The sequence below is a fragment of the Streptomyces flavofungini genome, assembly GCF_014650815.1.
Lineage (GTDB): Bacteria > Actinomycetota > Actinomycetes > Streptomycetales > Streptomycetaceae > Streptomyces > Streptomyces flavofungini.
Genome location: NZ_BMVR01000001.1, coordinates 187,466 through 207,754, shown reverse-complemented (window position 1 = coordinate 207,754; position 20,289 = coordinate 187,466). Strand labels below are relative to the sequence as shown.

19 protein-coding genes are annotated in these 20,289 nt (G+C 73.3%); 8 read left to right on the top strand and 11 right to left on the bottom strand.

Annotated features, from left to right (window positions below; translation table 11 throughout):
• Positions 1–257: 257 nt before the first annotated feature.
• Together IE274_RS00875 and IE274_RS00870 are read right to left on the bottom strand one after the other, a co-directional pair.
• The gene (locus IE274_RS00875) at positions 258–704 is read right to left on the bottom strand and encodes a PIN domain-containing protein (RefSeq protein WP_190113582.1); all 447 of its coding nucleotides are present in this window, start codon (positions 702–704) and stop codon (positions 258–260) included.
• A complete protein-coding gene (locus tag IE274_RS00870) occupies positions 701–943 on the bottom strand; it encodes a type II toxin-antitoxin system Phd/YefM family antitoxin (protein ID WP_190113581.1) in 243 nt (80 codons plus the stop codon). Before IE274_RS00870 ends, IE274_RS00875 begins: the two co-directional genes overlap by 4 nt.
• Before the next feature lie 230 nt (positions 944–1,173).
• On the opposite strand from IE274_RS00870, the gene IE274_RS00865 reads away from it, so the two are divergent.
• Both IE274_RS00865 and IE274_RS00860 read left to right on the top strand, forming a co-directional pair.
• Complete coding sequence (locus IE274_RS00865) at positions 1,174–1,407, top strand: type II toxin-antitoxin system VapB family antitoxin (protein ID WP_190113580.1); 234 nt, start codon at positions 1,174–1,176, stop codon at positions 1,405–1,407.
• Positions 1,404–1,811 (top strand): PIN domain nuclease, encoded by a 408-nt coding sequence (locus IE274_RS00860; RefSeq protein ID WP_190113579.1) that lies wholly within the window; start codon positions 1,404–1,406, stop codon positions 1,809–1,811. Before IE274_RS00865 ends, IE274_RS00860 begins: the two co-directional genes overlap by 4 nt.
• 907 nt (positions 1,812–2,718) lie before the next feature.
• Here the strand turns inward: IE274_RS00860 and IE274_RS00855 are convergent.
• Positions 2,719–5,835: a DUF11 domain-containing protein gene (locus IE274_RS00855; protein ID WP_190113578.1), complete on the bottom strand. Its 3,117-nt coding sequence runs from the start codon at positions 5,833–5,835 to the stop codon at positions 2,719–2,721.
• A gap of 477 nt (positions 5,836–6,312) precedes the next feature.
• On the opposite strand from IE274_RS00855, the gene IE274_RS00850 reads away from it, so the two are divergent.
• Both IE274_RS00850 and IE274_RS40165 read left to right on the top strand, forming a co-directional pair.
• The gene (locus tag IE274_RS00850; protein ID WP_190113577.1) at positions 6,313–7,122 is read left to right on the top strand and encodes a PH domain-containing protein; all 810 of its coding nucleotides are present in this window, start codon (positions 6,313–6,315) and stop codon (positions 7,120–7,122) included.
• Positions 7,123–7,287: 165 nt separating this feature from the next.
• Complete coding sequence (locus IE274_RS40165) at positions 7,288–8,508, top strand: hypothetical protein (protein WP_307822175.1); 1,221 nt, start codon at positions 7,288–7,290, stop codon at positions 8,506–8,508.
• Here the strand turns inward: IE274_RS40165 and IE274_RS00840 are convergent.
• The 8 genes from IE274_RS00840 to IE274_RS00805 form a co-directional block, all read right to left on the bottom strand.
• On the bottom strand, positions 8,505–9,485 hold the full coding sequence (locus IE274_RS00840; RefSeq protein WP_229909069.1) for an NsdA family TPR-like regulatory protein: 981 nt from the start codon (positions 9,483–9,485) through the stop codon (positions 8,505–8,507). The two genes, IE274_RS40165 and IE274_RS00840, sit on opposite strands and share 4 nt — an antisense overlap.
• Positions 9,486–9,577: 92 nt before the next feature.
• Positions 9,578–10,570 carry a pyridoxal-phosphate dependent enzyme gene (locus IE274_RS00835; RefSeq protein WP_229909159.1) on the bottom strand — a complete coding sequence of 331 codons (993 nt, stop codon included), beginning with the start codon at positions 10,568–10,570 and terminating at the stop codon, positions 9,578–9,580.
• On the bottom strand, positions 10,533–11,708 hold the full coding sequence (locus IE274_RS00830; RefSeq protein ID WP_229909068.1) for a GHMP family kinase ATP-binding protein: 1,176 nt from the start codon (positions 11,706–11,708) through the stop codon (positions 10,533–10,535). The genes IE274_RS00835 and IE274_RS00830 overlap by 38 nt, the downstream gene beginning before the upstream one ends.
• Positions 11,705–12,526 carry a Rossmann-like domain-containing protein gene (locus IE274_RS00825; RefSeq protein WP_190113575.1) on the bottom strand — a complete coding sequence of 274 codons (822 nt, stop codon included), beginning with the start codon at positions 12,524–12,526 and terminating at the stop codon, positions 11,705–11,707. The genes IE274_RS00830 and IE274_RS00825 overlap by 4 nt, the downstream gene beginning before the upstream one ends.
• On the bottom strand, positions 12,523–13,326 hold the full coding sequence (locus IE274_RS00820) for a class I SAM-dependent methyltransferase (protein ID WP_190113574.1): 804 nt from the start codon (positions 13,324–13,326) through the stop codon (positions 12,523–12,525). Before IE274_RS00820 ends, IE274_RS00825 begins: the two co-directional genes overlap by 4 nt.
• Complete coding sequence (locus IE274_RS00815) at positions 13,326–14,177, bottom strand: ABC transporter ATP-binding protein (RefSeq protein ID WP_190113573.1); 852 nt, start codon at positions 14,175–14,177, stop codon at positions 13,326–13,328. Before IE274_RS00815 ends, IE274_RS00820 begins: the two co-directional genes overlap by 1 nt.
• Positions 14,174–15,409: a FecCD family ABC transporter permease gene (locus IE274_RS00810; RefSeq protein ID WP_229909067.1), complete on the bottom strand. Its 1,236-nt coding sequence runs from the start codon at positions 15,407–15,409 to the stop codon at positions 14,174–14,176. The genes IE274_RS00815 and IE274_RS00810 overlap by 4 nt, the downstream gene beginning before the upstream one ends.
• The gene (locus IE274_RS00805) at positions 15,399–16,427 is read right to left on the bottom strand and encodes an ABC transporter substrate-binding protein (RefSeq protein ID WP_190113572.1); all 1,029 of its coding nucleotides are present in this window, start codon (positions 16,425–16,427) and stop codon (positions 15,399–15,401) included. Before IE274_RS00805 ends, IE274_RS00810 begins: the two co-directional genes overlap by 11 nt.
• Positions 16,428–16,781: 354 nt before the next feature.
• Between IE274_RS00805 and IE274_RS00800 the strand changes: the two genes are divergently transcribed.
• The 4 genes from IE274_RS00800 to modA all read left to right on the top strand — a co-directional run bounded on the left by IE274_RS00800 (position 16,782) and on the right by modA (position 20,238).
• Positions 16,782–18,011 (top strand): MFS transporter, encoded by a 1,230-nt coding sequence (locus IE274_RS00800; protein WP_229909157.1) that lies wholly within the window; start codon positions 16,782–16,784, stop codon positions 18,009–18,011.
• The gene (locus IE274_RS00795; protein ID WP_190113571.1) at positions 18,004–18,801 is read left to right on the top strand and encodes a TauD/TfdA family dioxygenase; all 798 of its coding nucleotides are present in this window, start codon (positions 18,004–18,006) and stop codon (positions 18,799–18,801) included. The genes IE274_RS00800 and IE274_RS00795 overlap by 8 nt, the downstream gene beginning before the upstream one ends.
• Positions 18,802–18,956: 155 nt before the next feature.
• A complete protein-coding gene (locus IE274_RS00790; protein WP_190113570.1) occupies positions 18,957–19,358 on the top strand; it encodes a TOBE domain-containing protein in 402 nt (133 codons plus the stop codon).
• A gap of 31 nt (positions 19,359–19,389) precedes the next feature.
• A complete protein-coding gene (gene modA / locus IE274_RS00785) occupies positions 19,390–20,238 on the top strand; it encodes a molybdate ABC transporter substrate-binding protein (RefSeq protein ID WP_190113569.1) in 849 nt (282 codons plus the stop codon).
• Positions 20,239–20,289 lie beyond the last annotated feature (51 nt).

Below are 20,289 nucleotides of genomic sequence, written 5' to 3'. Positions count from 1 at the left end.
CTCGCCGAGGTAGCCGTAGCCCCGGGGGCGACGCGGTCGATATGGCTGGTGCGGTTGTTCGGCAGAGCTATCGCAGGCGGCGACACCGATCTTGCGGGTGTGTCGGTCCCACTGTCGGGGCAGCCGCAGCGTCGCCCGGTTCCGGCGCGGCGGCCGGGAGCACACCGAGTGGATCCACCCGAGAGGCTTACCCGTCAGGTCTTTCTGAGGTTGGCGAGCGATCTCGGCATGCTTCGCGGCGACGTCAGCCCTAGCGTTTACAGGTCGTCGGGCATGAGCCGGAAGGCTTTGTGGCCGGTCAGGGGTCGGACCATGCGGAAGTGGCGGTCCGTGGTGAACACGGCGTCGGTTCGGTACGCGGCAGCCAGGGCCACGTTCATTGCATCGGTCAATCCAATGCCCTTCCCTCCGTCAGCGTCTGCGTACCCTTCGGCGACAGCGATCGCTGCGCTCAGGTGCTCGGAGACAGAGGGCACCTCGAACCGACGGGTGGCCGTGTTGCGTTCGATGAACCGGGCCGCGGTCAAAGCCTTGCGGGGCCCGCCCCTTGCCGCGATCAGGTAGTCCAGTTCGGCCAGAACCATGGGGGAGACGATGAGATGACTGATGGCTGCCAGCGCCTCTTTGTGCTCCTCGTACCCGGTGAGTTTCGGGTCGAGCAGGCGGTAGAGGGCGTTGGTGTCGGCGATGGCGACCAGGCTCACGAACCCATCCCCCTGAGCACGTCGTCGATCTCATCGTTGGTGAGGTCAGGAAGGTCGAGCTCCGGCAGGTCGATGGGTCCCATGGGATCCGTGGGGTACGGGGGGATGTCCTCGTCGAGGATCGGGACGAGGCGCGCGACGGCGACGCCGTTCTTGGTGACGACGACGGTCTCGCCCCGTGCTGCAGCGGCGAGGATCTGCGAGGACTTCTGATTGAACTCGCGGGCTGTGGTCTCCATGTAGTACATGTTACTACTGCGCAGGCTCCATCCTCGGGCGAAGAGGGCGGCGCCTCACCTACTGGCAAGGCGCCACGATGTGCGGCCAGATGCTTTGCCCGCACATCGGCCCACGCTCCGAGCCCGGCGGTCGGGTCGGGTCTGTCTCGTGTGTGAGGGGCTGCCGTGAGGAATGTTGGTGATGTGGCTTGGTTATGTACGTCATGGACTCGTGGTGAGGGGTGGCGGGTATGTCTGTTACTCAGATCGATCTCGATGATGAGGCGCTGGCCGAGGCGATGCGGTTGATGGGTGTCTCGACGAAGAAGGAGACGGTCAACGCGGCTCTGCGGGATTATGTGGCGCGCTTCAAGCGGCTGGAGGCTGCGGAGAGGCTGGCCGCGCGGGGTGAGCGGGGTGAGTTCGAGGCTGCGGCTGTTGCTCATGCCGCGGCCAAGGACGCCCGGCGGGCTGCCTTCGGGTGATCACGTACCTTCTCGATGCTTCCGCCCTGTGGCGCCTCTTCCGTACGCCGGGGGCGTTGCGGCCCTGGGAAGGGCACATCGCCGCCGGCGTGTTCCATGTCTGTGGGCCCACGAGGGCGGAGTTCCTCTGCTCGGCGGCCAGTCCGGCGCACCGTGATGAGCTGGCCGAAGAGCTGGATGGTCTCTGCCGGTTCTCGCCGGTGCCCAAGGACGCGTGGCGCTGGGTCGATACCGCGCAGTACAAGCTCACCCAGCGCGGGCAACACCGCGCCGCCGGAGCCATCGATCTCCTGGTGTGTGCGACCGCCGTCCATCACGGCCACACGGTGCTCCACGTGGACAACGACTTCGCCACCGTGGCGGCGGTCCTCAAGGAAGTGCAGCAACGAGACGTACGCGCCTGACCGGTGTTAAGACGGATCCCTGCCTGCTGCTCCATCGCCCAGCCAAAGCGGCCCACCATCTGCATTCACCTTTCAGCTGACGGGTCGAGGCGCCGGCGTGGAAGCGACGCACGGTCCGAGGTCACCCTGGGACCACCCCCGTATGCGCGGGGACCACTTCATCGAGATCACCACCGGCAACCCGGTCGTGGGACCACCCCAGCAGGCGCAGGGACCACAGGGCGAGCCGGGTCGGCCACGCCTTGCTGTCGGGACCACCCCCGCAGGTGCGGGGATCACAGGCCGTGACCTGCGGCTTCAGGCGGCTGGCAGTGGGTTTCTCCATACTTTGCCAGACACCGATATTCCGCCTCAATATCTATGAATTGCCACCAGGCGTCCGGACAGAACTTTGTAGTTGCACCTGCGGGATCCCAAGCCGTCGGTGCAACTCTGTGTCTGCTGCCGGTGCGGTCCGATGGCGAAGCCGCACCGGGGAGTGCACCCAGTGAGGGCGTGCAGGTGCCTGCCCTAAGAGAGGAGCCTTCTCCGCTCCAAGCCGAGCATTGCGGCTCGAACGGGCCTCGGTAGCCGGTGAGGCGATTGCCTCACCGCGCCGGATCGAGCGGGACTGAAGAGGACCAGGCGTGATCGAATCAGCTAGAGATGTCCGGTTCCCCGGCAAAACCGCAGGTGAGATGGCTCGCCCGGTTAGGTTCGAGTCCCGCCCGCCCCACCACCCGGCACGGGTGCAGAAACGATCTGACCTGGCCTTCTCCGACCCCGGACCGATGCTGTCGGCCGGGGTCGCGTGCTGCCGGGACCCGGCGTCAGCCGGGCGTTCCGCGGTGATCGACTCGTTGGTGTGAATGTGCGGGGCGCGCTTCCCGCGCCCCGGCTCCCGGGACCGGCCCCGCGAGGGCTCACCTCACAGCTCGTCGCGTGCCTCTCGTCGCCTGTGTGCGATCGCCGCGAGCAACGTGCCTGCCGCGAGCAGCGCCGCGGCGATCCCCGACACCATCCAGATGTCCCCGGATCCGGTGTCCGGCAGCGGTGGTGTCGGGGTCGTCTCCGAGGGCGAGGGGGACGGGGAGTCCGACGGGGAGGGGGAGTCCGAGGGGGACAGGGAAGGGGAGGGGGAGTCCGACGGCGAGGGTGACGGGGAGGGGGAGTCCGACGGTGAAGGCGAGGGGGAGGGGGAGTCCGACGGCGAGGGTGACGGGGAGGGGGAGTCCGACGGCGAAGGCGAGGGGGACGGGGAGTCCGACGGTGAAGGTGAAGGCGACGGGGAGTCCGAGGGCGAGGGTGACGGGGAGGGGGAGTCCGAGGGCGACGGTGACGGCGACGGGGACTCTGACGGAGATGGGGACTCTGACGGGGACGGCGACGGTGACGGGGTGGGATGGATCTCGTCGACCACCCACGGTGCTTCCGTCGCGAGCAGCCGTCGTGTCGTGCCGTCGGGCTGGCGTCGGTCGCCGGCGATGGCGACCTTGTTCCAGGTGCGCTCGCCGCCCTCGAACGGCTCCCCGTCGGGGCCGCGCTCGGGCACGTCCATGGTCCAGCGCAGCGCGTAGCGCTCTCCGGCCGAGAACACATGGTCGCCGAAGTCGAAGCGGACCGAGCGGATCCGGCTCCAGTCGGTGACCTGGCCGGCGGGCAGGAAGGACGGGTCGGGCCGGCCGCCGCACTGGAAGGGGGCGCTGCCGTCCGGGGTGTTGTCCATCTCGGGGCGGCACGGGTCGGCCTTCTCCGAGTAGGTGATGGTCACGGGCGCCGAGCCCGCGTCGATCGGCCCGGTGAGCCGGGGCCGCCACTGGCTGGTGACGTCGTCCCCGTACCGGCCGCTGGTGACGCCCGTGGTGCCGGGGGCGGGCAGCAGGTCGTAGGCGACGACGTTGGTGAGGGTGGTGTTGCCCATGTTGCCGAGCACGGTGCGGTACTCGACGGTGCCGCCGATCGTCGACCGGCCGATCTCGTCCTCCTTGCCGGGGACCTCCGCCGAGCCCTGGAACGCGTCGTCCTCGTCGCCCTTGACCTCCTTGGTGACGAACAGCGCGGAGGACTCGGCGATCGCGAAGTCGTCGGTGGCCTCGGCGACGTTCTCGCCGGTGTCGCCGTCGCCGTCGATGTCGTGCCGGTCGGTGGTGCGGGTGTTGATGGGCCGCTCGGCGTCGTAGAGCCCGGCGCGGTTGCCCGCGTAGTCGGCGTCGCCCGGTGAGCCGCCGTAGGTGCCGCTGGCGACGCCGGGCTCGACGGTCGTGCGGAAGGTGTAGACGCAGGCGGAGTCGTCGGCGGGGATCTCGGCGCCGGGCTCGGCGGTGAGCTCGACGCGGGTGCGGCCGCCGGGGATCGCGGGGGCCTCGGTGACCGTCTCGGTGAAGCGGTCGCCCGCGGGGCAGTAGTCGGGCTGGTCGTCCGCGAGGCTCCAGGAGCCCCGCACGTAGGCGAGCTGGCGGGGCACGAGGTCCACGAAGCGGGGGCGCAGCGGTGAGGAGCCGGTGCGGTAGCGGTCGTTGGTGAGGGTCACGGTCCAGGTGTGGCCGCCGCCGGGGCCGACGGGTGCCGGTTCGGTGGACTTGGCGAGCTCGGGCTGGGAGACCTCGGGCTCGATGTGGAAACTCGCGCAGGACTCCTCCTCGGCGGTGCCGCTGCCGCCGGTGAGGCCGAGGCGGGCGCAGTTGTCGATGTCGCCGCGGCCGTCGGGGATCTCGGAGCCGTCGGCGCGGCCGGAGATCTGCACGACGAGGTTGCTGCCCGCGGGCAGGCGCGGCACGTCGACGCGTACGGCGACGAGGGCGCCCGTCCGGCTGAGGTCGATGGTCTGCCCGGACGGTGTGATGGTCTCGGTGCTGCCGTCGCGCCGGGTCACGACCACCGACCAGTCGCCGCCGTAGGTTCCGCCGGACGGGGTGGACAGGCTGAGGGTCCGGGGGTCGAACCCGGCGGGCAGGGTGTCGCCGATGCGGGCGTCCGCGGCGTCGGTGCCGGTGTTGGCGAAGCGCAGGACGTACGAGACGCGCTGGCCGTTCGCGGCGAGCGGCGGGTCGACGGACTTGTCGAGGGTGCCGGACACCTCGCCGCCGCCGGAGCCGACGACGGTGTCGGCCGTGTCGGACCTGGTGATCTTCTCGGTCTCCGGCCCGTACGGGTCGCCGGTGACGGACGCGGTGTCGGTGAGGGTGGTGCCGTCGGCGACGCCGTCGCGCACCTTCACGCGGATCTCGTGCACGACGCCGTAGGGGTAGCTCTTCACCTGCGCCAACTGGTCGCCGGGCCGGTCGGGTTCGGTGTCGACGGGCCAGGTGACGGTGCGCGTCGCCGCGTCGTAGGTGTAGCCCGCGGGGGTGGCGTCGACGAGGTCGACGCCCTCGGGCAGCACATCGGTGAGGACGGCGTTCTCCAGGGCGAGGTTGCCGCGCGGGCGGTTGGCGTTACGGGGGTCGTTGGTGGCGGTGACCTTGTACGTGAGGGTCTCGCCGGGCCGGGCGCGGGAGGGGCCCTCCTTGCGGATCGCCGGGTTCGGCTCGGCGGTCACCTCGACGACGGCGTCGTCGGTGCTCGGGGTGCCGTCGCCGTTGGCGGCCGTCGCCGACATCTCCGCCCGCTGGCCGCCCGGCGGTGTCCAGTAGTCCTCGGTGGGCCAGCTGACGGTGAGCTGGGAGCTCTGCCCGCTGGCGATGGAGCTGTACGCGACGGTCACCGTGCCGTCGTCGTTCGCGGTCACACCGGTGACGCCCGGCGGGTAGGGCTGCGACACGACGCCCTTGCCGGAGGCGCCGGGCGGGGGCGTGAAGGTGACGGTCACGTCCTGGCAGTCGCCCGGGATCGAGCACTGGATGAACCCGTTGTACGTGACGTGGTCGCCCGCGGGCACCGGCGACGTGCCCGGGTCGAGCCGGACACTCATCCGAGGGTCGGCGCGGGCCTCGCTGTCGTGGGGCACGAGGGCGAGCGCCGCGAGGGCCGCGACGAGCACGGCCACCGTGGCGACGAGGGCGCGACGGTACCGAGGAGCGATGGGGACCACAGCACTTCCGACCACGAGGGGACCTGAGGACGCGTCAACTGTGGGCTGGTGGGGGGCGGATTCGACCGCTACGACAAGGCGTTAAGCGCACGTTTCACCTGAAAGGCCCTGCCTCCGGGCCGGGGGCCCGGGGACCGGTCCGCCGACGCCGTCGGCCGCGGCCGGGACCGTCCTGCCCCGCACGGACGTTCCGCGTCGCGCACACGGCCCGTCCGCACCGCGGCACCCCGTGAACGTTGGAGCACACGGGCGCTTCAGCAACCTGACCGGCGCGGGCGGCTTCGCCACGTACGAGGTGCTGCGCGGGGCCGGTCGTTCTTCCGGGCAGCGCGGGACCCGTCCCGGGCCGCTCCCCCTAGCGTGCCGTCCGCGGTGAGCGGTTCGAGGCGAGGGAGAGGACGAGGTCGACAGGTGGGATCGATGGCGGATGACGGGTGTGGGCCCGGGAGCGGGCGGGGGTCCGGGAGCGGGTGTGGGCCCGGGAACGGGGGCGTGCACTATCCCGAGTACCGGGTCGGGATGGGCGCGCGGGGGCTCGGGCTGCCGGGGCTCGGCCTGGTGGGGATCACCGCCGGGCTCGCGCAACTGGCGCGGACCGGGGCGCCGCTGTGGGTGCTCCTGGGGCTGCCGGTGCTGCTCGTGGTGCTGTACGCCCTGACGCGCGTCGCGTTCCGGCGCAGCGCCACCCTCACCGGGCCCGAAGGCGTCGAGGCGCGGGGGCCGTTCGGCGGGCGCTTCGTCGCGTGGCGGGACGTGCAGGCCATCGAGGTCGAGGGCAACCCGGCGGCGGCCGTCGACGCCGGTGTGGCGCGGGAGTTCGTCCACCTCTACGACCGCCAGGGCCACCAGGTCCTGCTGCCCCACGTCAACAGCCGCAACCTCTTCGCCCTGCACGAGGACGTACGCGAGCTGCGCGCCCTGTGGGAGCTGCGGCGGGGCCCCGACTGGGCGGCGCTGCCCGAGGCCGCCGCCCGGATCGCGCGGGCGCGCCGCTCCACCGACCGCAACAGCGCGTGGCTGCGGGGCATCGCCGCCGGAGCGGGCGCGATGGTCGTCACCGCCGTCGCCTTCGTCGCGCTGCTGCTCGGCGGCGCCCTGGACGACCTCGACGGGCCCGCGGCCGCCCTGCTGTCCCCCGTGATGATCATGGTGGTGCCGGGGGTGGTCTGCGCGGCCGTCGTCGCCGTGGCCGAAGTGCTTCGCAGGAGAGGTCGAGACCGTGAACGTCACCGTCGGCGGCGACCCCTCCGACAAGCGGCTGCGCCGTCTCGCCACCACCTTCGCGGGTGCGGCGGTGGCTGAACTCCACGCCGACTAGGGCACATTGGGCGGGCCGGGCCGGGGGCTGTGGGCCCCGGCGGGCCTTCGGGAGGGGTCCCGGACCGCTGGCGCACACTGACGGGAAGGCGCGGGGCGGCGGGGGACGCGCACCCGGGCGCCACGAGCGCGGCCGACGGGAGACCGACCATGACCAGCGAGGCCACGAACAGCGAAGCCACGAAGAGGCAGGCCATGAACCGCGAGGCCATGAACCGTGAGGCCGCGGACCGCGCGGCCGCGAAGAGGCAGGCCACGGGCAGCGAGGCCGCGACCAGCCAGGCCATGAACCCCGAGGCCACGGACAGCCAGGCCACGGACCGCCAGGCCACGGACCGCGAGGCCGCGAACCGCCAGGCCACAGCCAGCCAGGCCGCGAACCCCGAGGACCCGACCAGCCAGCCCACGAACCCCGAGGCCACAACCAGCCAGTCCGCGAACCGCCAAGCCGCCAACCGCCAGTCCGCGAACCGCCAAGCCGCCAACCGCCAAGCCGCCAACCGCCAAGCCCCGCCCCGCCCAAGCAGCCCCGCCCGTAACGCCACCCTCGCGCGTGGCGTCGCACCCGCTCGCCCCGGCACCCTGCACGCCCGCTCGGTGACCGGCGCCGTCAAGGTGCCCCCGCGGCAGGGGCTGACGCTGGCGTTCGGGCGCGGGGAGTTGCCGGAGGTCGCCCTGGCCGTCGGCGAGCACGACCTGATGGTGAGCCGTCGGCACGGGGAGCTGACGTACCGGGGGCACCAGTGGTGGCTGCGCAACACCGGGCAGCAGCTCGTCCGGCTGCCCCGCGGCCGCATGCTGCACGCCAGCACCGAGCCGGAGCCGATCGCCACCGGCTACACCCCGCTGTTCGTCCGCGGCTCCGGCTACCGCGAGCACCTCGTGGAGCTGTACGTGACCGGCCCCGACGACCCGGGCCTCGTCGCACGCCGCAGTGCGGAGACCGTGCCGCCCAGGCGGTGGGCGCTCGACGACGACGAGCGGCTGCTGCTCGTCGTCCTCGGACAGGAGTACCTGCTGTACGAGGAGGGGCCGCGCCCCCTGACGTACAGCCGGGCCGCGGAGCAGCTCGCCTATCTGCGGCCCGACGGCAACTGGGGCGAGCGCCGGATCGAGTACCGCGTCGAGGTCGTCCGGCGGCGGCTGCACGACAGCGGCTTCCCGCACGCGCTCCTGCACGACAACTCCCTCGGCCGCCCCTCCGACAACAGCCTCCTGCACAACCTGCTGCGGGGACTCGTCGAGTCGACGACCCTCGTCCCGCCGGACCTGTGCCTGATGGACGACGACGGGGATGACGAGAGGGGTGATGAGGGGAGTGATGACGAGGGTGACGATGGGGGCGGTGCTGGTGAGGGCCCTGCGGGTTAGGTGGTCGGGGGCTGCCCCAGGCACTCCATGAGGTGCACCGCCGCGTCCCGCGCGGACGCCGGTGCGCGGTCGTCGCCGTACAGCCGCCGCGCTGTGCCCCACAGGGCCTCGACGGTGCGCGCCGAGCCGATGCCGGTGACCCGCGGGGCGAGGTCCGTGATCAGTGTCTCCGCGTCGGACCAGGCACCGGCGCCGGTCAGGGCGGCCAGGAGGTGGGCGGTGAACAGGTGGCGGTAGGACGGGCCGGGGGCCGTGGCGGCGCCGCGCAGGAGGGGGATGGCGCGGGTGAAGTCCCGTAGCCGGGATCTGATCCAGCCCCGGTGGCCGGTGAGTTCCCCCTCGTCGATCCACCAGGCCCACGCCGGGTCGTGGCGCGAGACGCCGTCGAGGAAGCGGCTCTCGGCGCGGGTCAGGAGGGCCAGGGGTTCGCGGCGGGCGCCGAGCATCGCCGTCGCGTGGGCCTCGCGGAGCAGGACCAGGCTCGCCACCCGGGGCGGCAGCGGGCGCGGGCCCCGGGCGCGGGCGGCGGCCGTGCGGGCGGCGCGGGGGTGGCCGGTGTGGGCGAGGAGCATGCTGTCGTTGAGCAGTGTGAGGCGGGCCGTCCAGCGGTCGCCGCAGAGCTCGGCGAGGGCGAGCGCGCGGGCGTTCATCCGGTGGGCGGCGCCGTGGTGCCCCGCGTCGAACAGGATCCAGCCGATCACCTCGCACAACTCCGCGAGCACCGCGAGCCGGTCGCTGCCCGCACCCGCGAGGGCGGCGGGGGCGGCGGTCACCTCGGGCACCTCGCGCACGACCGCCCGCACCAGGGGGACGGCGGCGGCCCCGCCCCCGGTGGAGTCCAGGTCGATCAGCCGCCGGGTGACGGCGAGGAGGGCGCCGAGGTCAGCACGATCACGGAAGTCATCGCGGTCCTGGCTGCCCGGGCTCATACCCAGACCCGGGCCCACGCCCATGCCCGCACTCACGCCCGCACCCACGCCCAGCCCTCCTCCCCGCACTGCCCCGGCCCGGCCCTCCCTTGATCATGCCAAACCAGGGACCTGACCTCGGAGGGCCGCCCGAGCCACCCCTAAGCGGCCCCGAACGCCGCCTCCGCCCGGGCGGGCGCCCCCGCGCCGTCCCACTCCATCCGCGACCACGGCAGCGCGAGCTCGTCCAGGGACGACACCGAGCGGGGCGCCAGGTCGTCGAGGTCGGCGGCACCGGCGTGCCGGGCGAAGACCGTGTCGACGTAGCGGTGGCCGGTGTCGGCGGCGAGGAACACCGTGGTGCCGCCGGGGACCTGGGCGTGTTCCCAGCGGGCCGCCGCGTAGCTCGCGCCGGTGGACAGGCCCGCGAAGACGGCGTGGCGGCGCAGCAGGGCGACGCTGCCGGAGAGGGCGGTGTCGAACGACAGCCAGTGGACGGTGTCGTACGCGGCGTGCGACACGTTGGCGAACGGGATCGAGCTGCCGATCCCCGCGATGATGATCTCCGGGTCGGCCACGTGCTCGCTGCCGAACGTGACGCTGCCGAAGGGCTGCACGCCCGCGAGCCGCACCGGGCCCGCGCCGTCCGCACGCAGATAGCGGGCCAGGGCGCCCGTCGACGCGCCCGAGCCGACCCCGCCGACCAGCGTGAGCGGCGAGCCGTCCGCGGGGGCCGCCGCGCGGACGCGGTCGGCGATCGCGCGGTAGCCGAGATAGTGGATGTCGTCGTGGTACTGCCGCATCCAGTGGTACTCGGGGTGCGCGCGCAGGATCTCGTGCACGCGGGCGACCCGCCGCTTCTGGTCCAGCTTCAGGTCGGCGCTCGGCGGCATCTGCTCCAAGTGGGCGCCCAGGATGTCGAGTTGGGTGCGCAGGGTGTGGTCGACGGTGGTGGAGCCGATGATGTGGCAGCGCATGCCGTAGCGGTGGCAGGCCAGGGCGAGGGCGTACGCGTAGATGCCGCTGGAGCTGTCGAGGAGGGTGTCGCCGCGGCGCACCGCGCCGGTGTCGAGCAGATGGCGGACCGCGGCGAGCGCCGACACCACCTTCATGGTCTCAAAGCGCAGGCAGATGAGCCCCTCGTCGACACGTATCAGGTCGGGGCGGCCGATCGCCTCCGCGATGTGCTCGTCCGTCTCGGCTCTCTCGGACCTCTCGTCCCTCTCGGACCTCTCGTCCATGGGTGGGCTCCTCGCTGATGGGTGAACTCGGGCAGGGGATGGGGGAACGGGGCGGAAGGCGCGGGGCGTGCGGGGTGGAGCCCTGCGAGGTCGTCGCGAAGGTGTACGTCGCCGGGATGCCCGCCGCCGCGAGCGCCTGGGAGCAGCGGCGCAGCCGACCCCGCAGGTCCGGCGCCGCCGGGTCGAACAGCAGGCCCGCCACATTGCCGCTGTGCGCGACCTGCACGCCCACCGCGCCGACCCGGCCCGCGATCGCCGTCAGCTCCCCGAACTCCTCGTGCGGAAGCACGCGTTGGCCGCGCCGGGCGCTCTCGGTCGCGACATGGCCGAGCAGCACCGGATCCGCCGTGGCGACGGCCCGCCGCAGCAGGGCGCGCAGCCGCTCGTACGCGCGCACGTCCTCGTCGTCGTACCCGCGCGTCGGCAGCGCGAGGGTGTCCACCGGCCGCCCGCCGCCGAGCGCGCAGCCGACGACGACCGCGGGCGGCAGCGCGGCGCCGAGCTCCTCAAGGACCCGGCCCTCCCGCTGGGCGAACAGGAGCGGGCGGCCGTCCAGCATCAGCGGGTCCGACGCCCGCTCGGCGCGCACCGCGAGCCGCGCGATGGCCTCCGGCGCGAGGCGCACGCCGAACGCGTCCGCGACCGCGCGCACCGCGGCGATCACATCACTGCTCGACGAGCCCATGCCGAGGCCCACGGGGATGGCGCCCGTGAGCCTCAACTCGCCGCCGCACAACGGCTCCTGGCAGTGCGTCGCGCACTCCGCCATCGCGTACGTGGCGGCCCGCAGCGCCTTGGTGCGGTCGGCGGGCAGCACCGTCACGTCCTCGGCCCCCGGGCGGCGTACGAACTCCGCGCGGGTGCCGAGGGCGGCCATCGGCAGGGTGACCAGACCGGCGCGGCGCCGCCCGTGGTCGTCGAGGAAGACGCCCTGCAGGATCTCGCCGTGGTGACAGGCGGCGTGGCCGGTGCCGGTGCCGGGGGTGGTGCCCGTGCCGGGGGTCGTGCCCGTGCCCGTCCCGGGGCCGTCCTTCGGCGCCCGGTTCGTCACGACCCGCCCTTCGCACGCGGCGCCGCCCGGTACCGGTACAGCGCCGTCGGCTCGGCGCTGAACTGGGAGAACGGGAACGGCTCCGCGGACAGCGCGGTCACCCCCGCGCCCAGGAACGCCCGGGCCACCGCGCTGCCCGACTGCGCGTACACGATCAGCGGCACGCCGCGTTCGCGGCAGCGGGCGAGGATCGTGTCGAAGGTGCCGTTGCTGAGGGTCATGCCGGTGGCGACGACGGCGTCGGCCGCGGCGAGCACCTCGTGCATGTCGTCGCTGACGGGGTCGCCCCACTGGGTCGTGCGCAGATTGAGGTCGCAGGGCAGCGGATCGCCGCCGCGCTCGCGGATCGCCGCGACGAGCGGGTTGACGACGCCGATCAGCGCGACCCTGGCGCCCGGCGCGATGTCGAGGAGGCCCGCGATGGCCGTGTCCCGCGCCACCGCGCGGACCTCCGGCGGACCCGCGGGCAGCGTCACCGGCTCGGCTCCGGGGGCCTCGCGGTGCGGGGCGACGGCGGCCAGGTACGCGTCGAGCGCGGCCGTCCGCAGCGCCCTCGGCGCCTCCCGGAGCAGCGTGGCCAGCGAACTGCCCGACGCGTCCCGGCAGATGGCCGGGTCGATCTCGCCCGCCTCGAAGGCGCAGCCGCCGAAGGCCCCGCCGACGCGCACGAGGACGTACTGGTTGAGGTAGGTGACATCGCCGCCCGCGAGACGCGTGCCGTGGTGGATCCAGAACACGCTGGTCGCGGTCAACTCGGCCGGATCGGGGCCGAGTTCACCGGAGAGTACGGCGGACAGGAGTTCGTCGACGGTCTTCACGCGAGTCCTCCGCGGATGAGCTGGGCGGGCTGGGCGGCCTGGGTGGACTGGGCGGACTGGGAAGCGGACCGGGGCGCGCGCTCGAACTTGAGGAGGAACGTCAGCACGCCGTCCTCCCAGTCGTGCAGATGGTCGACCTCCGCCGTGAAGCCCCTGGCCAGCGCGTCCCCGACGATGGCCCGCAGATCGGCGGTGTTGGACACGATCACGTACACCTCACCGCCCGGCGCGAGCAGCTCCCGCTCGGCGAGCTGCGCGAAGAACCGCGCGAGCAGCGGCGCGCCCACGCACACATTGCGTACGACGTCGGGGTCCTCGCTGACCTGCTGGCTGACCGCGGGCGGATTGAACGTCACGACGTCGAGCCGGACGCCGTCGGGCAGTCCGGCGAAGAGGTCGCCGACGACCGGGACGAGGTCCGCGCCCGAGCGCTCGCCGACCAGCCGGGCGTAGTGCCGGGCCGCCGTGGCGACGCTCTCGGGGTGCACGTCGAGCGCGTAGATCTCACGGGCCCCGCGCACGCCCGCCGCCACCGCCTCCACACCGAGCCCGGCGCCCATCGCCGCGTACCGGCGAAAGCGCGTCTCGATGCGGCCGTCGAGCAGCCGCTCGTGGATGAGGCGGCTGGTCCAGCCGGGTATGAACACGCCGGGCGGCACGTCGAAGGACCAGCCGTTCCAGGTGTACGAGCGGGGGGTGTGCAGGTCCGCCTTGGGCTGGTTGAGCGCGACGATGCGCTCGGCGGGCAGCGGCGGCGGAAGCTGGTCGAGCAGGGCGGCTCCGGTGGCCTTGCTGTCCATCAGATCTCCTTGGGAGTGGGGGAGTCGGCGGGTTCGGGGGAGGGGGTGTCGGTGGACGGGGAGGGGAGCGGGCCGGCCGGGGGCGCGGCGACAGGGCCCCGGTAGGTGACCGCGAAGTGCCCGAGCGCGTCCGGCCCCGTCACCGCGTCCACCTCGAACACCTCGGCGAGGAGCCCGGGCGTCAGGACGTCCGCCGGTGGGCCGTCGGCGACCAGGCGGCCGTCGTGCAGCAGGAGCAGGCGGTCGCAGTAGCGGGCGGCGAGCGACAGGTCGTGCAGCGCGACCAGGACCGTCTGGTCGGTGGCCGCGAGCAGGCCGAGCAGTTCCAACTGGTGCTTCACGTCGAGGTGGTTGGTCGGCTCGTCGAGCAGGATCGCGTACGGCTGCTGGGCCAGGGCGCGGGCGATGTGGGCGCGTTGGCGCTCGCCGCCCGACAGGGCCTTCCAGGGGCGTTCGCGCAGGCCGGTCAGGCCGAGGCGGGCGAGGGCCGCGGCCACGACGGCCCGGTCCCGCGCGCCGAAGCCGCGCCACCGGTCGCCGAAGGGCGTCCGGCCGAGGCCCACCACGTCGGCGACCCGCAGATCGCTGTCGGTGTCGGCGGCCTGCTCCACGAACGCGACGTGCCGGGCGATCCGGCGCGCGCTCCACGACCGGATCGGCTCCTTGTCGTACGAGACCGAGCCGGACGTCGGTGTGCGCAGCCCCGCGAGACAGCGCAGCAGGGTGGACTTGCCGGAGCCGTTGGGGCCGATCAGGCCGACGGTCTCGCCCGGCGCGACGTCCAGGCCGACGTCGGTCAGGATGCGCTTGCCCGCCACGGACCAGGCGAGGCCTTCGGCGGTGATCCTCACAGCTCCCCCCGCTTCCGCAGCACCAGCAGGAACAGCGGCACGCCGAGCAGCGCCGTGAACACCCCGACGGGCACCTCCTGCGGCGCGAACGCGACCCGTGCGAGCGCGTCCGTCCACACCAGGAACACCGCGCCCACCAGCGCCGACAGCGGAAGGAGCGTCCGGTGCAGCGGCCCGACGAGGAACCGCACGCCGTGCGGCACGATCAGGCCGACGAACCCGATGGCGCCCACCGACGCCACCGCCACCGCCGTCATCAGCGACGTCACGACGAGCAGCACCCAGCGCGTCGTACGGACGTCCACACCGAGCGACGACGCCGTGTCCGTACCGAACGAGAACCCGTCCAGGGCCGTCGAGTTGAGCCACAGCACGAGCAGGCCCACCGCCGTCACCGCGGCCGTCACCGCCGTCGTGTCCCAGCGTGCCGGGGCCATCGAGCCGAGCAGCCACTGCGTGATCGCCCGGATCGCCTCGGAGTCGCCGGACGCCATCAGGACGAGCGACGTCAGCGCCGTGAAGAGCTGTGACACGACCACGCCGGTCAGGACCACCCGCACCGAGTCCAGGCCGCCCTTCCTGAGCAGCAGCATCAGCAGCCCGAACGAGACCAGCGCGCCCACGAACGCGCCGCCGGTCACCCCGAGCGAGGCGGACCCGACACCGAGCACGACGACCGCGACCGCGCCCGTCGACGCCCCCGAGGAGATGCCGAGCAGATACGGGTCGGCGAGCGCGTTGCGCGTGATCGCCTGCAGCGCCGCACCGCACACCGCGAGCGAGGCCCCGACGAGCGCCGCCATCACCACCCGCGGCACCCGCAGCTCCCAGATCAGCGAGTCCACCAGACGCGGCAACGGCTCGACGTCCAGGCCCAGATGGAACCCGGCCGTGCGCACCACGTCGGCGTACGAGACGTCGGTGGTGCCGATGCGGACGGACACGACGAGGGAGAGGACCAGGGCGAGGCCGGTGAGGAGGTAGAGGGTCGCCGTCGAGGGGGCGGACAGGCGGGAGCGGCGAGCTGTTGGAGCTGGTGCGGGGGCGGAGTCCAGGGTGGGCGCCCCCGCGGTCGCCGTGCTTGCCGCAGGCGTGGCGGTCGCCGTGGACTCCGGGATCCCGCGGGCCGAGGGGTGCAGCAGGTCCGCGACACCCCCCGCGCCCCCCGGGCCCCCGACGCCTGGTTCCGGCCCGGCGGCCACCGGCGCACGGGCCTCCGCGCTAGCGGACATACCCGAGGTCCTTCATCCCGGCCGCGAGGCGCGGCAGCGCGCCGACCGTGCGGACCGACGGGTCCATCTCGGTGCCGGGGATCTCGATGAACCGCTTCTTCCCGACGGCGTCGAGCTTCGACATCACCGGGTTCGCCCGGATCGCCTTCAGCTTGTCGGCCGCGCTGTCGCCGGGCTTGCCGCGTTCGGACAGGTCGCCGATCACGATGAAGTCCGGGTCGCGCTCGGCGATCTGCTCCCAGGTGACGGTCGGCCAGTCCTCGTCGATGTCGTCGAAGGCGTTCTTCGCGCCGACGGTCCGGCTCATCTCGCTGGGGATCGCGCTCTTGCCCGCGACGTACGGGGTGTCGCCGTACACGGAGTACAGCCACACGACGGTGGGCTTGCCCTTGACCCGGTCCGCGGTCTTCGCCGCCTCGGCGAGCGTGGCCCGCTGGTCCTTGACCAGCTTCGCGGCCCGCTGCTCGACGCCGAAGATCCGGCCGAGGTCCCGGTAGTCCTGGAAGAGCAGCTCGAACGGTGACTTCGTGCCCTCGGCGGCGTTCTGCTTCGGGCAGTCCACCGCGCTCACGAACGACGGCAGGCCGAGGCCGGCCAGCTCCTCGCGGGTGCCGACGCGGTCCTTGGTGAAGTAGTCGGTGAAGCCGCCGAGGGTGAAGTCCGGTGTCGCGGCGCGCAGTTGCTCGCTCGTGAGGATCTTCGGGCTGAGCACGTCGACCTTGTCGTACGCCTTCTTGTACTCGGGCGCGATCTTCGTCTTCAGGTTGGACGTACCGGCCATGCGGTTCTGGAGGCCGAGTTCGAGCAGCACCTCCGTCGAGGACTGGTCGAGGGCCACGGCGCGCTCGGGCGGCACGTCGAAGCTCAGCTTCCGGCCGCAGCTCGTGACGGTCGTCTCCCGGCCGCCCGCCTTGTCGTCCGACGCGGAGCCGCCGCCGTCGGAGGACGAACAGCCGACGGCCGTGAGGGCGAGGGCGAGGGCGGCTATGCCGAAGCGGGCGGGGTGGCGGTGACGCATGGGACCTCCGGTCTCGGGTGGGACGCGATAAGGGTACTGTAATGGCAATCATTTTCATTAAAGGGTCCCGGGGTGGGCTCCGCCGCTCGGCGGCGGCTCACGGGGCATCGTCAACTACCGCTCTTCGCAGGTCAGTTGGGTGCCGGGACGGGGCCGCATAACGATTTCGAGATCCGTCCGGGGGCCGGGAGAGGTCCGTGCGGACGGCCGGAGAGAGGAGTACGTGACGTGACGACTACGCCGATACGGACGGGCGACGGGGTGGGGAAGGCCGAGGGGGGCGAGGGAGCCGACGGGGCCGATGCGGTCGACGGGGCGGGCCGAGGGCCGGGGGTGCTGCGGGATCTGGGCTTTCTGCGGCTCTGGGGCGCGACCACCGCGTCCGGGCTCGCGACCTGGGCGCTGCCCTTCGTCCTCGGGCTCGCCGTCCTCGACCGCACCATCGGCGCGGCGACCCTCGGCCTGCTGCTCGCCGCCCGTACCGCGGGCTTCCTCGTCGCCGTCGCCGTCGGCGGTGTCCTCGCCGACCGGTACTCGCGGCGCGGCGTCGTCCTCTGGGCGGGCCTCGCCGCCGCGGCCGCGACCCCGCTCCTCGCCCTGGGCCTCGGGCGGTCGCTGCCACTGATGATCGCCGCCGCCGTGGTCGCGGGCGCGGGTCAGGGTGCCTGCCGCCCCGCCTTCCAGGCGCTCACCGCCGAAGTCGTCGACGAGGACCGCCGCCAGGCGGCGAACGCGGCGATGACCTTGTCGGTACGGGCCACCACGCTCGCCGGGCCGTCCCTGACGGCGTTGCTCGCGGTCGCCCTCGACACCTGGACGCTGCTCCTCGGGATCGGGGTGCTGTGGCTGGTGGCGGCGCTGGTGCCGGGGCCGGGCGCGGGACGGCAGGGGGCGGCGGAGGCCGACGGCGCGGACGGCGCGGGCGGTGTCGACGGCGTGGACGCCGAGGGCGTACGCCGACGGCCGTCGTTCTTCGCGGAGTTCGCCGAGGGCCTGCGCGAGGCGCGGCGCCACCCCTGGTTCCTCGCCGGGCTCGGCGCGCTGACCGTCGTCATCTCCACCGGCTACTCGGCGACCGGCGTCGCGCTCCCGCTGGTCAGCCGCGACACGTACGACACCGGCTTCGTCCTCGCGGCCGCCATGACCGCGTACACCCTGGGCGCGCTCGGCGGTGCCGTCGTCGTCGCCCGCTGGCGCCCCCGCGCGCAGGGCTGGGCCGCGCTCGCGGGCCTCGGCCTGTACGGCTTCGCGCCGCTGAGCCTGCTGCTTCCCGTGCACTGGGCGGTCGTCGTGGCCGCGTACGCGGTCGCCGGGATCGGCATCGAGCTGTTCAACGTGCCCTGGTTCACCGCGACACAGCGCGAGGTGGCCCCGGACAAGCTGGCCCGCGTCTCGTCCCTCGACTTCATGCTGTCCTACGGCCTCGCGCCCGCCGGGCTCGCCCTGATCGCCCCGGCCATCGAGCACTTCGGGCCCCGGCCCGTGCTCGCGGTGTGCGCGGCGCTGTGCTTCGCGGCGCCCGCGGCGGCGGCGCTGGTGCCGAGTGCGCGCGGGTTCGCGCGGCAAGGCGTACGAGATGAGTGATCACCTGTCGGCCGCCGAGCACCGGCCGGCCACCGCACCCGGCCACGGCATCGAACCGCCCCGCGTCCCGCCCGGCCGCGTCGACGAGGCGCCCGCGCTGCTCGCCGAGCACGGCGCCGTCGTGCTGTCCGCGTACGGCACCGGCGGCGCCGACCCCCTCACCCTCGCCGCCGCGCAGGTCCTCGGCGCCCGGCTCCGCGAGCTGTACCCGCAGCGGCTGCGCACCTCCCGGGACGGCGGCCCCGTCCACCTGCACGCCGACAGCTTCGACGTGCGGGTGGACGTCGGCGGCGTACCCAGCAGGCGCCGCCACCCGGACGAGGACCACGTCTTCGTGCGGTGCGTGCGCCCGGCCCCGTCCGGCGGGCATTCGTTCGCGCTGGACGCGGGCCGGTTCGTGGACGGTCTCGCGACGGCGGACCCCGAGCTGAGGGACTTCCTGACGGGATACGACGTGGACCTGTACGGGGCGTGGGCGGGCCTGCGCGGACTGCCCGCGACGCCGCGCGTGGGGCGGCACGTGGAGTGGACGCGCACCGGGCGCCGCGTCGTGCGGCGCACGGACGGCGCGGCGCCGCTGCACCGCGACCCGGACGCCGAGCACGTGACCGCCATGCTGGACCGCTTCACCCGGGCCGTGCACGGCCTGGAGGACGGCCTGCCGCGCTTCCGGCTCGACGCGGGCGACATCCTCGTACTCGACAACTACCGCTGCTGGCACGGGCGGGACGGGCACGCGGGGGAGCGGACGGTGCGGATCCTGACCGTAAGGAGCACGGAGGCGCGCTAGCGGACCACGGGCGGCCGGGCGGCCACGGCACCCCGGCGCCGGTGCGGCGGCCGCCTTGGGGCTTCGTCCAGCCGGTGGAACACCACCTCGCATCTGCGATGTAGCTTCGCCCGAACTTTTACAACTGCCAGGCAAACGGGCTTATCGTGCTGCACATGCAGTCCTACACCATCGGTCAGGCCGCCCGGCTCCTCGGCGTCAGCCCCGACACCGCGCGCCGCTGGGCCGACGCCGGCCGGGTCGTCACCCGGCGTGACGACGCCGGGCGACGCGTCATCGACGGGCGCGACCTGGCGGCGTTCTCCGTGGAGCTGGCCCAGAACGGCCCCGGCACCACCGAGGACGAGGACACGTACACGTCCGCGCGCAACGCCTTCCCCGGCATCGTCACCGCCGTGAAGCTCGGCGACGTGGCCGCGCAGGTCGAGATCCAGGCGGGCCCGCACCGCCTGGTCTCGCTGCTCACCCGCGAGGCGGTGGAGGAACTGGGCCTGGAGGTCGGCGTGGAGGCCACCGCCCGCGTGAAGTCCACCAGCGTGCACATCGACCGCGTCTGAACCCGCGAACGCCTTCCTAGGAGTCCCGCTCATGTCCCCCGTTTCCCCTGCCGCGACCGTCTCCCGCGCCCTGCGCTCCCCGCGGGCCGGGCGCCGCGCCGCCGCCGCGGTGGCCGCCGCCGCGCTGCTCCTCCCGCTCGCCGCCTGCGGCAACGACGACGGCGACAGCAAGAAGGACAAGGGCGACAAGGGCGGCACGGCCGGTGCCGCGCCCAAGGCCGACCTGACCGTGCTCGCCGCCGCGTCGCTCACCGACGTGTTCAAGACCGTCGAGACCACGTACGAGAAGAAGAACCCGGGCACCGAGCTCACTTTCTCCTTCGCCGGGTCGCAGGAACTGGCCGCGCAGGTCAAGCAGGGTTCGCCCGCCGACGCGCTGGTCACCGCCGACACCTTGACCATGGACGGCCTGAAGTCCGACGTCGGCTCCTCGACCGTCATCGCCAAGAACCGCCTCGTCATCGCCACCCGCGACGGCAACCCCAAGAAGATCAAGAGCCTCAAGGACCTCACCGACAGCGGCCTCAAGGTCGTGCTCGCCGCCCCCGAGGTGCCCGTGGGCCGCTACAGCCAGCAGGTGCTCGACGCGCAGCAGCTCAAGGTCAAGCCCGTCTCCCAGGAGACGAGCGTGCGCGGCGTGCTCAGCAAGGTCGAACTCGGCGAGGCCGATGCGGGCATCGTCTACAAGACGGACGCCGCGACCGCCCCCGACAAGGTCGACGCCGTCACCATCCCCGACGCGCAGAACGCCGTGGCGTCCTACCCGGCCGCCACCCTCAAGGAATCCGGCCACCAGGAGGCCGCGGACGCGTTCGTGAAGTGGCTCAGCACGCCCGAGGCGCAGAAGATCCTCCAGAAGGCGGGCTTCCAGAAGCCGTAACCTCGGCCGGGCGCCCCGCCTGCTCCCCTCTGTGCCCCCTTGACCCACCCC

Excerpts from the sequence above, each read along its gene's own strand:
- IE274_RS00870 (WP_190113581.1), bottom strand. The coding sequence starts at position 943 with ATGGAGACCACAGCCCGCGAGTTCAATCAGAAGTCCTCGCAGATCCTC.
- IE274_RS00865 (WP_190113580.1), top strand. The coding sequence starts at position 1,174 with ATGTCTGTTACTCAGATCGATCTCGATGATGAGGCGCTGGCCGAGGCG.
- IE274_RS40165 (WP_307822175.1), top strand. The coding sequence starts at position 7,288 with ATGACCAGCGAGGCCACGAACAGCGAAGCCACGAAGAGGCAGGCCATG.
- IE274_RS00820 (WP_190113574.1), bottom strand. The coding sequence starts at position 13,326 with ATGGACAGCAAGGCCACCGGAGCCGCCCTGCTCGACCAGCTTCCGCCG.
- IE274_RS00810 (WP_229909067.1), bottom strand. The coding sequence starts at position 15,409 with ATGTCCGCTAGCGCGGAGGCCCGTGCGCCGGTGGCCGCCGGGCCGGAA.
- IE274_RS00805 (WP_190113572.1), bottom strand. The coding sequence starts at position 16,427 with ATGCGTCACCGCCACCCCGCCCGCTTCGGCATAGCCGCCCTCGCCCTC.
- IE274_RS00795 (WP_190113571.1), top strand. The coding sequence starts at position 18,004 with ATGAGTGATCACCTGTCGGCCGCCGAGCACCGGCCGGCCACCGCACCC.
- IE274_RS00790 (WP_190113570.1), top strand. The coding sequence starts at position 18,957 with ATGCAGTCCTACACCATCGGTCAGGCCGCCCGGCTCCTCGGCGTCAGC.
- modA (WP_190113569.1), top strand. The coding sequence starts at position 19,390 with ATGTCCCCCGTTTCCCCTGCCGCGACCGTCTCCCGCGCCCTGCGCTCC.